8 protein-coding genes and 1 tRNA gene are annotated in these 13,874 nt (G+C 60.8%); 4 read left to right on the top strand and 5 right to left on the bottom strand.

What is annotated here, in order from left to right; all coding sequences use genetic code 11:
- Positions 1-83 precede the first annotated feature (83 nt).
- From JF70_RS00725 to JF70_RS00715, 3 genes are all read right to left on the bottom strand, one after another.
- Positions 84-1,832, bottom strand: coding sequence for a type 2 periplasmic-binding domain-containing protein (locus tag JF70_RS00725; protein WP_045934925.1), 1,749 nt, complete (start codon positions 1,830-1,832; stop codon positions 84-86).
- Positions 1,833-2,195: 363 nt separating this feature from the next.
- Positions 2,196-3,125 carry a carbohydrate ABC transporter permease gene (locus JF70_RS00720; protein ID WP_045934924.1) on the bottom strand — a complete coding sequence of 310 codons (930 nt, stop codon included), beginning with the start codon at positions 3,123-3,125 and terminating at the stop codon, positions 2,196-2,198.
- Between the two features lie 30 nt (positions 3,126-3,155).
- Positions 3,156-4,127, bottom strand: a complete 972-nt coding sequence (locus tag JF70_RS00715; RefSeq protein WP_231578768.1) for an ABC transporter permease — start codon at positions 4,125-4,127, stop codon at positions 3,156-3,158.
- A 397-nt stretch (positions 4,128-4,524) separates the two neighbouring features.
- On the opposite strand from JF70_RS00715, the gene JF70_RS00710 reads away from it, so the two are divergent.
- From JF70_RS00710 to JF70_RS00695, 4 genes are all read left to right on the top strand, one after another.
- On the top strand, positions 4,525-5,175 hold the full coding sequence (locus JF70_RS00710; RefSeq protein WP_045934922.1) for a YesL family protein: 651 nt from the start codon (positions 4,525-4,527) through the stop codon (positions 5,173-5,175).
- A gap of 262 nt (positions 5,176-5,437) precedes the next feature.
- Positions 5,438-6,163, top strand: coding sequence for a DedA family protein (locus tag JF70_RS00705; RefSeq protein ID WP_045934921.1), 726 nt, complete (start codon positions 5,438-5,440; stop codon positions 6,161-6,163).
- Positions 6,164-6,303: 140 nt separating this feature from the next.
- Positions 6,304-6,376 (top strand) — tRNA-Ala (locus tag JF70_RS00700).
- A 245-nt stretch (positions 6,377-6,621) separates the two neighbouring features.
- Positions 6,622-8,511 (top strand): cellulase family glycosylhydrolase, encoded by a 1,890-nt coding sequence (locus JF70_RS00695; RefSeq protein WP_052690647.1) that lies wholly within the window; start codon positions 6,622-6,624, stop codon positions 8,509-8,511.
- An 83-nt stretch (positions 8,512-8,594) separates the two neighbouring features.
- Here the strand turns inward: JF70_RS00695 and JF70_RS00690 are convergent, their stop codons facing one another.
- Both JF70_RS00690 and JF70_RS00685 read right to left on the bottom strand, forming a co-directional pair.
- The gene (locus JF70_RS00690) at positions 8,595-9,782 is read right to left on the bottom strand and encodes a glycoside hydrolase family 1 protein (RefSeq protein ID WP_045934920.1); all 1,188 of its coding nucleotides are present in this window, start codon (positions 9,780-9,782) and stop codon (positions 8,595-8,597) included.
- Positions 9,783-10,179: 397 nt separating this feature from the next.
- The gene (locus tag JF70_RS00685) at positions 10,180-13,839 is read right to left on the bottom strand and encodes a glucosidase family protein (RefSeq protein ID WP_045934919.1); all 3,660 of its coding nucleotides are present in this window, start codon (positions 13,837-13,839) and stop codon (positions 10,180-10,182) included.
- Between the last annotated feature and the right edge of the window lie 35 nt (positions 13,840-13,874).

Genomic DNA, 13,874 nt, shown 5'->3' with positions numbered 1-13,874 from the left:
GACCGGAGTTGTCAAGTCTTCATATGAGGTCCGGATCCCCTTGCCCGGGAATCCCGACGGGGGCCGGACGCTCATCTTCCTGTTCACTTCTTGTCTTCAAACTGCTTCTTGATGTCCACCCGGGCCGTGTTCTGGTCCTTGGCATCCTTCATGTCCACATCGAGAACCTGCTTGTAGCCCATCCCATCAACCTTGGAGCGCATCTCATCGAGGAGGGCATTGAACTCGTTGTCATCCTTGGCGAAGGAGGCCTTCCAGGAGGCGTTGACGATCTCGGTCTTCACCTGGCCGCGGAGGGTCTTGATCTGGGAGGACTCGTCCGGGGTCACGTAGCTGGAACCGGGGGCCACCATGATCTTGTCGTTCTTCCTCAGATATTCCATGGTGGTCTTGGCCCCGCCCATGTGGGCGGACCAATCGGTGCTCAGCGGGTCCGTGTTCTTGGCCAGCTGCGAGGGCCACATGCTGGCGTTGTAGGGATAGCCCGTGGAGGGATCCTTGTCCTGGACGATCACAGTCGGGTAGTTCAAGGCCGAGACCCCGTCCTTGTAGGTGCCGCCGCCCCAATCGGCCGGTACGTTGGCACCGTTGCCGAAGAGGACCTTCTCGCCGAAATCGGTCAGCTCGGGCTTGCCATCCTTGACCGTCCAGTTCAGGTTCTTGGGACCAGCGGATCCGCCGGTCTGGGCACCGGAGGCGTAGACCCCCTCAGGCGAGTAGAGCCAGTCGATGAAGTTGACCAGGCGCTGCTTGTTCTTGGCCTTGGAACCCAGGGCGATGAAAGTGCTCCCCCCGTCAGGCGTGGCACCGTAGGAGAAGATCCTCATATCCTCCAGGGGGGCGATCATGAAGCCCTTGCCCTTGGCCTTGTTGTCCGTGGTGTTGTATGCTGCCTGCCCCAGCCAGGGCCAGAAGGAAAAGAGAATCTTGCCCTGCTGGTACTTGGCATACATGGTGTCGTAGTTCTGGGTGGTCGACTCGGGGTCGACCAGGCCGGCCTGTGATGCCTTGTTGAAGAACTGGAGGGCCTTCTCGTACATCCCGCCCTTCTGGGTGACCGACTGGTAGTCGGAACCGTCGGCCTTGGCCAGGACGAAGCCCATCTCGTCATAACCGTAGTAGCAGGTAGGCTGCTTGGCGTTGTTCATCATGTTGCCGTCCCAGTCCTTGAAGAGGGACATGGCATATATGTTCTTGTCGCCGGTCTCGGCCCGGGCCTTGTCCTGCATCTGCTTGAGCACCGTGACCAGGTCATCCAGGTTGGCGATCCTGGGATATCCGACCTCCTTGTAGATGTCCCACCGCACGTAGGGGCCGAAGGTGGGCTCCAGCCCCTCGGAAGGGTCCGTGGGCGGCAGGGAAGTGACCGACCCGGGCACTCCCCAGACCCCGCTTGTCTGTCCAGCCACCTTGTTGAAGGCGTCGGTGGCGGACTTGTACTTCTTGATGTTCTTGGCATTTTTCAGATACGGCGTCATGTCGTCAATCAGATGGGCCTTGACCAACTTGGCCGCCTGGCCTGAGCCTGAACCGGTGATGATGATGTCGCCCAGGTTCCCGGCTGCCGAACGGGTATCGAAGAGGGTGTTGCCCCCGCCCGCCACATTGGGGGCCACGATGTTCAACTTGAGGTTGAACTTATCCTTGACCATCTTGGCGAACCAGCCCTTCTGAATGCCCTGGTAGTTGGCCAGGCCATCGAAGACGTCCACCTGCATGAGCGACCCGTCGTCCTTCTCGTTGGCGGAGTTGCTGCCGCCGCCACAGCCCGCCAAGGCCATGGACACGGTTATGACAGCGGCAGCCACCGCCGTCAGCTTCCTGGCTTGCATATTTCCCCTTTCCAGACACCGTCCGGCTCCCGGGCCCGTCCTGTCACCTTCGGCAGGTCGACGGACCGCAGGTCATCGGTAGGGTTCTGACTTCCGCTTACATACTTGTGGCTCGTACGACTGTCTCAACGGCCTGCGGGATCCTCCTCGGTCGATGCGCCCGGCCTTCAGACCCCTGCCCACCGCCGACGACTGCGTGAGCGGTGATGGTCAATCCAATGGTTGATCCCCTTCGGACCGGCGGGGCCACTGCCGGCCTTGCATTTCTCATCGATTTGTCCTCCTTGATGAATCGACATGAACGCTTCCTGGCCGCCGCGTGGAATCAGACCCACACGGCGGCAAGGTGGCACCTCCTCTCGATCAGCCCTTGACGGCGCCGAGCATCATGCCCTTGACGAAGTAACGCTGGAAGAGCGGGTAGATGAAGAGGATGGGCAGGACCACGATGACCGAGACGGTCATCCTGATCGACGACGGGGTCTGTTGGGTGGCCAGGGCCGCCATGTTCAGAGCCCCGCCAGCGCTGGCCTTGACCGCACTGGCCAGGGAGCTTGCCTGGTTGATGTACTGATAGAGCAGGTACTGCAGGGAGTAAAGCTTGGAATCAGTCATGTAGATCAAGGTGTCCTGGAAGGAGTTCCACTGCCCCACGGCCGAGAAGATGGCCACCGTGGCCAGAATCGGCGTGCACATGGGCAGGACGATCTTGAAGAAGACCGTCAGTGTGCCGGCGCCGTCCACCTCGGCCGCCTCCTGGAGGGACTGGGGAATGGACTCGATGTAGGTCTTCACCAGGATGATGTTGAAAGGCTGCACGATGGCCGGCAGGATGTATACCCAGAAGTTGTTGGTCAGACCCAGGTTCTTCATCGTGATGAACATGGGAATCAAGCCGGCATTGAAGTACATGGTCACGATGATGAAGCGGTACCAGAACTTGCGGTGCCACATGCCCTGCTGGGTGAAGAGGAAGCCCAGGAAGGCACTGGCCAGTACGGTCAGGGTCGCACCGATCACGGTACGTCCCAGGGAGACCATGGCAGCCGTACCCAGACCCTCCAGCTTGAAGACCTCCACATAGTTGCTCCAGTGGATCCCCTTGGGCAGGACGGTGATCTTGCCGGCGGCACTCAGGGTGTTGTCGGAGATGCTGTTGATGATCAGGTAGTAGAACGGGTAGACGCAGATGAAGGCGAAGAGGATGAAGAAGGCGATGTTGAAGACATTGAACACCTTCTCGCCCTTGGTCCGCTGCAGGAGGGGAGAGACGCCCTTCGATTCGATTGCCATGCTGTCACTCATGATTGTTTCCCCTCACGCTCAGATGATTGACTCGCCACGGGTCCGCTTCGAGGCCCAATTGACCAGGAACAGGAGGACCACACTGACCAGGGATTTCAACATGGATATGGCCGTAGCCAGAGAGAGGCTGTTCTGACCCATGCCCACGTTGTAGACGTAGAGGTCAAGCACCTGGATGTGCTTGAGGTTGAAAGCGTTCTGGAAGACGAAGTACTGGTCCATCCCGTTGTTCAGGAAGTTGGAGACGCTCAGCATCAGCATGACCAGGTAGGTGGGCATGAGCTGCGGGACCGTGACATGGATGATCTGCTGGAAGCGGTTGGCCCCATCCACCTGGGCTGCCTCGTAAAGCTCCGGATCAATGCCGGATATGCCGGCCAGGTAGAGGATGGACCCCCAGCCCAGACCCTTCCACAGGCTCCACAGGAGCATCTTGAAGTAGGTCCCGCTGTCGGAATCCAGGAAGTGGATGGGCTGTGAGATCAGGTGGATGTTCTGCAGGAGCTGGTTGATCATGCCGGTGGAGGAGAACATGGCAAATGCCACGGCGTAGACCAGGACCCAGCTGATGAAGTTGGGTAGGGTGGTCAGTGTCTGGATGACGTTCTTGAAGTGTTTGTTGCGAATCTCATTGAGGCCGATGGCGAAGAACAGCGGGAAGAACGAGGTCAGAATGCCCAGGCCGCTCATAACGAAGGTGTTGATCAGAACCTGGCCGACCGTGTGCAGCTGGGCCGGGTTCTGGACAATCATCTTGAACCACTGGAAGCCGACGAACTCGCTCTCCGACAGGGGAATGGGGGGCTGGTAGTCATAGAAGGCATATACCCAGCCGAGCAGGGGATAGTAACTGAAAAGGATGACCAGTATCAGAAAGGGGACGGTCAAGAGGAAGAGGTTGATGCTGTGTTTCTTCCTGCCGCTTATGCCCTCTTGGCGTTTGGTCTTACCCCGCCGGGTGGCTTTCAACGGAATGTCACCACTTGACATCCTGCCCTCCTGTCTTTTCCCATAAGCCCGCTCCCTTGCGTTGCCAGCCATGCGCCGTATGTATCCGCTACTTCTCGGCGCCGCGTAGATCGTAGTCGGCTTATTTATATGTTTGTAAATAGATTAGTACACCGATTTTACTAAGCTGTCAAGCCAAGGTCCTCCGCCAGGCATGTCACCACGTGAGGCAGGATCGGACCGTCAGCCCGTCAATCCAACAGACCGTCCAGGTTGGGCAGGTCCGGGCACCCCCCTGACAGGCCCTTCCGGCAAATGATCCCACGGCCGACGGTGCATGAGACGGAACGACACGGGATGCCGGTCCCACTCCCATGTCCGCGTGCCACCGCCCCTGCCGGGAGGACCGGCGGGTAGAGTCGAAGAGGAAAGGCGAATCATGCACTTCAACCTCGAAAGCCCCTTCTGGCGGTTTGTGAACACCTTGCTCAGATTCACGGCGCTGAACCTGCTCTTCGTCGTCACCTGCATACCCCTGGTTACAATAGGTCCCGCCCGCAGCGCCCTGTACGGCACGGTCTTCGCCTATGACGACCACGATGACATCCCCCTTTGCCGACAGTACCTGCAACGCTTCATCCGGGAGTTCAAGCAGTCCATCATCGCCTTCATCATCCACGCGGTGCTGGCTGCCATCGTCATTTACTCACTGGCCTTCTGGCTCAGCATGACAGGGGCGATGACCTACCTCGCCCTCATTGTCCTGATCATCGGAGCTGTCCTGCTTGTCCTCTCATATGAGTTCTTCTACCCCCTGCAATCCCGCTACACCAATACGGTCTGGGGTTTCTTCAAACTTTCCGTCGGTGTTCCCATGGGAATCCCCCTCTACGCCATCTGCCTCCTGGCCATCGACGTGGCCTTCGCCTTCCTCATCTACTATGTGCCCTTCCTGCGGGTCCTGGCCATAATCTTCGGCTTTTCCTGGCTGGCATATGCCAAGTCACTGATCTACCTACGAGCCTTCGACCGTTTCGAACGCGGAACCAAGGGCGACACCAAGACTACCTACAAGAACGGTTCATTGTGAGGCCGTGAGGAAGCAGGCTTCCGGCTGGCACCCCCTTCGACACGGAATACCCACAGAGCACGTCCGGGACGGTGCCGTCGCACTGCCACCCAGCCCTCCAAATGGCGGGGCACACTTCATATCGATTGTCTGTGCATAGGTCGAAATGGACAACGGTTGTGTCTTCCTCGCAAGGGTCTGGGGAAGACCAGCCTGCTGTGGTCCAGGCTTGCTACAGTTTGGAACGGTTCGTGCTTCAACATAACAGGACGGTCTTAGGCAAATGGGATTCATACACTGGCTCATCAACCTACTCAAGGATCCACGCAGTGCCATCGCGGGGTGGATTGCCATGGGACTGGTGCCCACATATGCATTCATCTTCCTGATCATCTTCATCGAGACAGGCGTGGTCTTCATGCCCTTTCTGCCTGGTGACTCCCTCCTGTTCGCGGCCGGCGTCTTCGCACACGACCCCACCAGCGGGATGGCATTGGACATCCTCCTGCCGGTCGTCTGCCTGGCTCCGATCCTTGGCGACCAGAGCAACTACTTCATAGGGCACTTTTTCGGACGGGCCATCATCAGGTCAGGCAGGGTGAAGGCCTTGACCCCGGAGCGGCTGGCCAAAACAGAGGGAATGATAGACAAGTGGGGACCCTTGGCGGTATTCCTGGGCCGCTTCTTCCCCTTCATCAGGACCTTCATGCCCTTCATCTCGGGAATCTCGGGGATGAAGTGGAGCCGGTTCACCCCCTTCAGTGTTCTGGGGGGCCTGGTCTGGTCCACCCTCTTCACCCTCCTGGGATACTTCTTCGGAGGCATTCCGGCCGTCCAGGAGCATTTCGAACTCGTCATTATCCTTATTCTGCTCATATCCGTCATGCCGACCATCATCGGACTGATCAAGGCCAGAGCAGGCAAGGGCAAAAGGGCCGAATCCGCGCAGGCTGCCGCTGACCGGGATGATCTCGGGGAATTCAAGCAGGACGGGAACCTCAGTGACTGAATATGACAACCCGTCCGGCAGCCGCGAAAACCGCGCCATGGGTTTGTAACACGGGGTCTGGCACAGACCGTCCAAATTGCGTTTGTGCCCACCCTGCGATACAGTACAGTCTGTTGTTCGGCTACGGTCGGGCAACGAATGGGGCTGTAGCTCAGTTGGTAGAGCGCTTCGTTCGCATCGAAGAGGTCGGGGTTTCGACTACCCTCAGCTCCACTTTTCAGCGGTGATTACGGGCATGCATGCCTGGTCCGTCAGTTGGCTCAGCCTCCGCTATTTATTCTAATGATTGAACTATAATATCTGTATGCGATTCTGCCGAAGCTGGCGGGCTCACTAAGGCGGCACAGTACGGTTGTGCCGTGCAGCTGCATACTCAGCGCAGCACACAGGAAACATCTGGCAGGCCCTGCCCTGCAGGCAGAGCCTGCCCAGTTACGGAACGGGGGATTGAATTGACAATGAAGCGATTCAGATTATTTATCACGAAGACAGGCAAGACGAGAACGAACGGTTGGGGTCCGGTCCTGACAGCTGCCACGACGGCCCTGACGGCCATGGGGCTGGTCCTGGCACCTGCGGCGAGCGCAGACACCCAAACCCGATCTGGAGCCGCCCCAGAGACTGCCGCTGCCTCGACTACCATCCTGCCGAAGACCGGGCAGACGCCCTCTCTCCGGTTCGCCAAGGAGATGGGCAGGGGATGGAACCTGGGCAATTCCTTCGATGCGGTGGACACCAACTGGTCCTCCCCCGATCAGGGCGAACAGGCCTGGGGGAATCCCAAGGTGACCCCCGACCTGCTCAAGGCCGTCAAGGACAAGGGCTACACCAGCATCCGGATTCCAATGACCGTCTACCGGCGATACCAGGACCTGGGCTCGGCCAACAAGGACGGCTACCGTTACCTGATCAATCGGGATTGGCTCAATCGGTATCGCCAGGTGGTCGACCAGGCGACCGGACTGGGAATGCACGTCCTGGTCAACATTCACCATGACTCCTGGATCTGGCTGAAGCAGTGGAATGGGCAGGTAGGGGCCAAGGAGGAGGTCATGTTCTCGGATTTCTGGAAACAGCTGGCCAGAACCTTCGCCGATGAGCCGGACAAGGTGGCCTTCGAGACCATCAACGAGCCCCAGTTCAACACCTGGGACTACCCGTCCGCCCAGGAGAAATTGGACAGACTGAACACGGAGGCGCGCTCCATCATCCGCTCCGTGCCCGGCAACGAGCACCGCATGATCGTCATGCCCACCCCCTCTACCACCCCTTCCGACGAGTACACCAGGCATCTGGCCTCCCTGATCAGGGGCTTCAACGATCCATACCTCGCGGCCACGGTCCACTACTACAGTGAGTGGCTCTACAGCGCCAACCTGGGGATCACCGGCTTCGACGAGAGGATTGGCACCGACAACCAGGGCCGCCCGACCACGGCCAGGACCTCGGCCGCCGCCACCTTCAAGACCATCCAGGACAACCTGACCAGCCAAGGCATCGGCACCGTGATTGGCGAGTACGGCCTCCTGGGCTATGACACAGGCAGCGACGTGCTCCAGGAAGGGGAGGAACTCAAGAACTACGACTACATGAACCAGATGGCCCGCCAGGACGGAATTGGGCTCATGCTCTGGGACAACGGCTCCATGATTTCACGTCAGGCCCCATATGGATGGAAGAGCGCCCGAATCGGCTCCGAACTCCAGGCAGCCATGGACGCCGTCTCCTCCTATGCCACGGGCTCCGACACTGTTTATCTTGCCTCCAAGGCTCAATCGGGACTGGCCATTCCCCTGACCCTGAACGGAAACTCCTTCAACTCGATCAAGGGCCTCAAGGCCGGTTCCGACTACACCTACGACGCTTCCTCCCAGACGGTGACCCTGACCGCCTCCTACCTGAACCGGATCCTGTCCGCCCCTAAGGCACCGGCCTACGGTCGGCTGGCCGATCTGACCCTCACGTTCACCGCCGGCGCCGACTGGCATGAGTATCTGGTTCGTGCCGGGCAGGCCACCTCCTCGCCCGCCGTCGGCCAGCGCAGCGGTATCACACTCCCCATGGACTATGCGGGGAACGCCGTCCGCAGGGTCTCCGCCAAGGAATACGGGCGGGCCGTCGGCCCCAACTCTTCCTGGTGGTCCTATCTCCAGGCCGGTTCCGCCTTCTCCAGTGACAGGAGGGCCGGCACCTTCACCCTGAATGGGAACTTCTTCTCCGACCCAAGCGTGACTGATGGAACCGTAGAAGTGACCATCGAGTTCTTCAACGGCTCCTCGATCATCGTCCCGATGACCATTTCATCTGGCTCCGTACAGGCAGGGGCATCGCGCCCGGCAGACCAGTAAGCGCAAGAGCGGTATGTGGTAGCGTCCGGCCCCGGACCGATACGAAGTCGGTTCGGGGCCGGACGTTCGTGTTCGTGCCTGTATTAGCCTCGGGGATGGGCAAGGAGACCGGAACGGGCCACCTGACCCAGCCAGGCCAAGGAGGGTTTGGGGTGACGCTCGAAAGTCGCGTGGTCCACGGAGACCAGGCCGAAGGTGGGTTTGTAGGACCCCCACTCGTAATTGTCCAGGAGTGACCAGTGTAGGTAACCCTCCACGCGCACGCCCTCATCCATGACCTGATGAAGGCCGGCCAGGGCGTCGAAGGTATAGTCGATCCTCCGACTGTCATCGGCTGTGGCGATTCCATTCTCGGTGACCACGATGGGGGTGTGCTCGGCGGTCTGCCAAGTGTGGAGCACAGCCTCCCCCAGGGCGGCAGGGTAATACTCCCAGCCTGTCAGGGTCTTCTCCGCATCCTCCGGGACCGGTAGGGGGCCGTCGTGGCCGATGAAGGTGCGCAGGTAGGCCTGCACCCCTATGAAGTCGTCGCCTCGTGCAGCCTGGGTGAAAAAGTCCTCACGGGGGTAGCGATACTCCTCCATGTCCTGTTCACAGCCCGGCAAGGCCTGGAAATCCTGACAGGCAATGGTCCAACCGGACTTGATTCCCGGTCGACGGGAGAGGGCTGCCCGAGCCTTCCTGTGGGCCATGACCAGGGATTCGGAGATGACCGGGTCGGGGGTGGGCAAGGAGGCGGCAGCCATATCGCTGCCCTCCTGCCCCCCTTGGGTCAGAGCCACCATATTGGGCTCGTTAATCGTGCAGACCCAGGTGACGCCTTCCAGAATGGGGATGAGGTGCTCCACGTACCGGCCAAAGAGGTCTGCCGAGGCAGGATCGCGCCAGCCCCCTCGCCTGGCCAGCCAGCGGGGCAGGGTCATGTGGTTCAGGGTGACCATGGGGGTCACCCCGGACTGGAGGCAGGTTTCGATCATGGCCCGGTAGTGAAGGAGCTGGGCCCGGGAGAAGAATCCCTCCTCAGGCTCCACCCTGGCCCACTCCACTGAAAAGCGGTATGTGTTCAACCCGCTGCCGGCCAGGAGGGATATGTCTTCCGCGTAACGGTTGTAGCTGTCGTCAGCGTCCCCCGAAGGCTCGCTGAGGTCGCTGTCCGGCCGGTGCTCACGCTCCCACCAGTCCGCGTTGACATTGTTGCCCTCTATCTGGTGGGCAGCCGTGGCCGCCCCCCAGAGGAAGTCCTGTGGAAAGGTGTATGTGGGCGTTGGCATGTGAATGTACCTTCCTTGCTGGATTTGGTGGTCGGCCCCTGCCGGGGCCACCCTTTGAACCCGCCTGTTTGTATCTTCCAGACGAGAGTGCCGGTCGTCCCTTGGCCGGATTGCGCGCACTTGCAGTCGGAATGCAATACAACCGCTTGGAAATTTCCAGCACTTTCAGAAGGGTGGATTCCCTTACGCGATTCGGTTGCCAGTAGGTGCACGACACTGCGGAGATAGAGGCACCGGCTTTCACCGCCAGTCCGTAGATTGCCGCTCTGCGCATACACACACCCCGCCTACTTCGCCGAGAAAGGCAGCCGGATGAGCTGCTGCCGAACAGCTGGTCGCCCTGCTACCTCCCTGTCGGCTTGGGCCGGCGGACAGTTACAGGCATGGGCGCCGGTACTTACTTTACAGTCTGTCCGTCGACTGCGAGGAAGATGTCGATATGGGCGGCATCGGCCAACTGGCCCTGCGTCACTTCCAATCCACCCTTGCGGTAAGGCAGATCCAGAATCCGGCCCTCAAGCCTGCGTCCATCAGCCTCAACCCTCAAGCGGTCCGAACCTGTACCCTCTGAGCCGGTGTCTCCTGGTCCAGCGACCGGCCCACCAGCCACATGGTAGCGGATGGTACGCGGCTGGCCGAACAGGGTCATGGTCACCTCCATTCCGTCATCTTCCTGGGACAGGACCGGATCGAAGACAACCCGCCCATCGCGCAACTGGAGGCCGAAGAGGTGCTGGACCACCTGTCGGCAGTAGATGCCGGGGCCGGAGGAATAAATCCTCCATCCTCCCCTCACGCCTACGGGATCCTTGGCCCCCTCCTTGAGCCTCGACCATTGGGAGGCGGCCGTGTACCTGTCGGGGAAGTCGGCGTCCGACGAAGCGAAGTAGCAATTGCGTTGCCTGGGCTCGCTGGTAGGCAGGCGGCGGAATTGGCCCACCGGGCTGATTCTTAGGAGCTCCTGACCCAGGCGGGTCCTGCCCAGCAGGCCCAGGGCCTCCGTGTAACGCACATGGGCGTGCGTATACATCAGGCCAATCTCCCGGCCCACGTTGGCGGCCTGTTCAGCCCTCTTGAAAACCCTTGTCACTCCATCATGGAAGGAGGCCGGGCGGTCCATGAGCCTCACACCGTCCGGATAGTGAAGATTGCCTTCGATGATCCTTTCATGGTCCGCCTCCTGATCAGGTGTGAGCAGGCCGGCGATGATGGAGCGAGTCATGGGAATCAACCTGTACCGTATCCCGGTCCTGGTATCCGAGGGGTGTATGACCGGGCGGGGTTGCCCATCTACGAAGTTGACGTATCCGGCCAAGACCCCTTGGAAGATAAAGTTATCGGCGAAGTCGGCCTTGATTCTGCCGGCTTCCCCGGCAAAGCGGGAGGCCAGGTCGGTCCGGCCGGCGGCCTCCAGGAGCGGTTGCAGTCCGCAGCAGGCCTGGTAGAGGAGGGCGATGGTCCATGTGGAGGCCATCTGTCTCTTCATGGACTCCTGGGCCGGCTGAAGGGTGTCGTCCCAGTCCCCCTCGCCATAACAGAAGAGGTCGGTATCCGGGACTCTATGCGACTGGATATAGTCCAGCGTCCGGGCAAGATGGTCGGCCACCGTGAGCGGGCCGGAAGAGGGGCGAGTGGCATCATCCCGCCAGAAAGCCACGGGCTCATCCAGGAGGTCCAACCTGCCGCCCGCTTCGAAGTACTCAGCCAGCGCCAGTAGGGGCCAGACGGGGATGTCCCCATGGGAATCGTGCTGATAGAGGTCCGCATACTGGTCGAACATGAACCACTGTGGCAGAGAACCGTCGGGGTTCTGGTGGGTGAAGACCTTGAGGAGGATGGTCCGGGCCAGGTCGGTATGACCGAAGGTCAGGGCAAGTTCCAGAGGCCCCTGGCAGACGTCCCGTGTACCCCAGGCGGCGCCCCCATACTGTTCCAGCCCGTGGGGTGACAGAAAATGAACCAGGGCGTTCTGCACCAGCCAGGGCATAAGGTCGTTGAATTCGGCGAATCTTCCCTCCCCCGCCACATGCAGCCCCTGCATGAAGGAGGCCATGGCCAGGTAATGGGCATGGAGAAGCTTCCGTTCGGATGTGGCGGGGACCGCATCAGGTTTGCTCTCCTCGCTTGCGCCATCCATGAATCCGGCGATGGTGACGGACAGGGCCCGGCCCCCGTCCGACAGGAAGGTGACCATGGCCGGATCGGTGGTGCGGACCCCCTCACCCGGATCGAAGAGGGGGCCGTCATCCCCGGCCCTTGCATCGGGCGATGAGATGACATAGCTCAGTCCTGGGCAACGCTCAGCCGCAGGACTGCCCGGTGCAGGGGTAAAGGAAATGGACCCCCCCATCCCCCGGGCGACATCGGCAGGAGCGAACTTCCGAAGCCAGATAGATGGATCTTCCAGGCTGACGGTCAACAGAGCCCGGATCGGACCGTCGGCCTCCAAATGGATGTCGATGGCGGCCCCGTCCAGATGGGCGATGGTGGACACCGTCAGGCTCCGATCACCCAAACGGTAGACCCAGCGGGATCCGCCCAGATCCATGATGTAGGCCGAAGGAACACCCAGGAGGCGCCAGGTCCCGTCCACCTGGACCAGGATGCGTACCCCCCGCGAGCGCAGGAGGCCCAGACCGGTCTTCTGGACTGAAACCAGCTGGTTCATGTTGGTGTTGCCCAGGACCACCTGGGAAGCGAAGACACCCCCTGCGTAGGTGGTGGCGGCCATGGTGGGCCGTGACGGGTCGGTATCCGGATTGCCGGACAGGAGAATCTGCCCGTGGGAGCGAGCCACCTCCAGTTCCTTGCGCCTGCTTACCACATGGCAGGCATCATCTCCGAAGTAAGAGAGCAGATGGCCTGTCTGGTCCGCCTCCGGCTGGCGGACGGACCCTCCGCCCAGTCGGCTGAACTCGCCCTCAGGCAGGGGGTCGCCATTCAGCAGTGCGGAAGAGATCAGGAGTGATGTTGCTGACTCAACCTGTGAGGCAGCAGGAGAGACAGGCGAGGTGTCATGGGGGCCGATGGACGGACCGTCATCGGCCTCGGTCCAGTCCGCCCCACTCAGACTTTCCTCAGAGGCCCCTGCGCAGGCGGTGCAGGCCTTGCCCAGGTCACCCCTGTAATCGGACATGGCCGTGTTCCACACCTGCCAGGTGAGGCCTCCCTGGGTCAACGGCGCCTTGGGAGAGAGGAGGCAGGCCATGGCGAACTCATACTGGTCTATGCCCCCCCGGTCCCAGTCGGCATCGCCGAGAGCCTCGGGCTGACCGCCCAGACGGGCACCAAGTCCGTAAAAGTCGTAACCGTCGGTCATGAATGCCCTGCATCCCTGTATGATTCCCGTAACGTACAGGGGAAGCCGAGGAGCGCAACCCATTGTCTGTCGGGCTGACAGGACGTTGCCAAAATTGGGGACGCCCTGCACATGGTAGGCGATGTACTGGGAGATGTAGGACTCGGCGCCGGCAGCCGTGGACGGCTCCACCAGGGCCAGATCCTGGGCGGAAACCAGGTCCCACAGATCGTCAGGCAAGACGGCGTCATCACATTCCTGCCTCTCAATACCAGAAGTCAAGCCGCCCTGGTCGATCGTGACCGACACCTCCCAGGTCCATGACGCCCCCCTGCCAGTCCCGCCGCCTTCGCCACCTGATGGAAGAGCCAGGGAAAGCGCAGGCGATATGGCGCTTGGAACAAGTCGAACCCACCAACGGACGCCCATGTCCCTCCCCTCCCAGACTGGGCTGCCGACTGCCGGATCGAAAGAGGCCCGGGAACCTGATCCGGTCAGTTGGATGGAATCTATCCGCCCCTCCCGATGGCGGCGGAGCCAGAGACCAGCCAGGGGACGGTCATGGATGCCTGGCCTGAACTGGGTGACCTGGATGCCTCCTGCATCGATCAATGTCAGGTCCCCGTTGAAGTTGAACGAAGCCGAGAAGTCCCCCCTCTCGACGGTCATGCCTTGGGGCCGCCGCATCCGGTCCCCGTCTCCCTCGCCGTCACCTGCGCCCCGATCGGGAGACTTGCTGCGTGGAGTCTCTGTGTTCATCTTCTCCGCTTTCGTTGCTAATAGGCTTGTTCCTG

Origin of the sequence: Bifidobacterium mellis, assembly GCF_000967265.1 — a bacterium.
Lineage (GTDB): Bacteria > Actinomycetota > Actinomycetes > Actinomycetales > Bifidobacteriaceae > Bombiscardovia > Bombiscardovia mellis.
This window is presented reverse-complemented; position numbering and strand designations above follow the sequence as displayed.

Excerpts from the sequence above, each read along its gene's own strand:
- JF70_RS00725 (WP_045934925.1), bottom strand. The coding sequence starts at position 1,832 with ATGCAAGCCAGGAAGCTGACGGCGGTGGCTGCCGCTGTCATAACCGTG.
- JF70_RS00720 (WP_045934924.1), bottom strand. The coding sequence starts at position 3,125 with ATGGCAATCGAATCGAAGGGCGTCTCTCCCCTCCTGCAGCGGACCAAG.
- JF70_RS00715 (WP_231578768.1), bottom strand. The coding sequence starts at position 4,127 with ATGTCAAGTGGTGACATTCCGTTGAAAGCCACCCGGCGGGGTAAGACC.
- JF70_RS00710 (WP_045934922.1), top strand. The coding sequence starts at position 4,525 with ATGCACTTCAACCTCGAAAGCCCCTTCTGGCGGTTTGTGAACACCTTG.
- JF70_RS00705 (WP_045934921.1), top strand. The coding sequence starts at position 5,438 with ATGGGATTCATACACTGGCTCATCAACCTACTCAAGGATCCACGCAGT.
- JF70_RS00695 (WP_052690647.1), top strand. The coding sequence starts at position 6,622 with ATGAAGCGATTCAGATTATTTATCACGAAGACAGGCAAGACGAGAACG.
- JF70_RS00690 (WP_045934920.1), bottom strand. The coding sequence starts at position 9,782 with ATGCCAACGCCCACATACACCTTTCCACAGGACTTCCTCTGGGGGGCG.
- JF70_RS00685 (WP_045934919.1), bottom strand. The coding sequence starts at position 13,839 with ATGAACACAGAGACTCCACGCAGCAAGTCTCCCGATCGGGGCGCAGGT.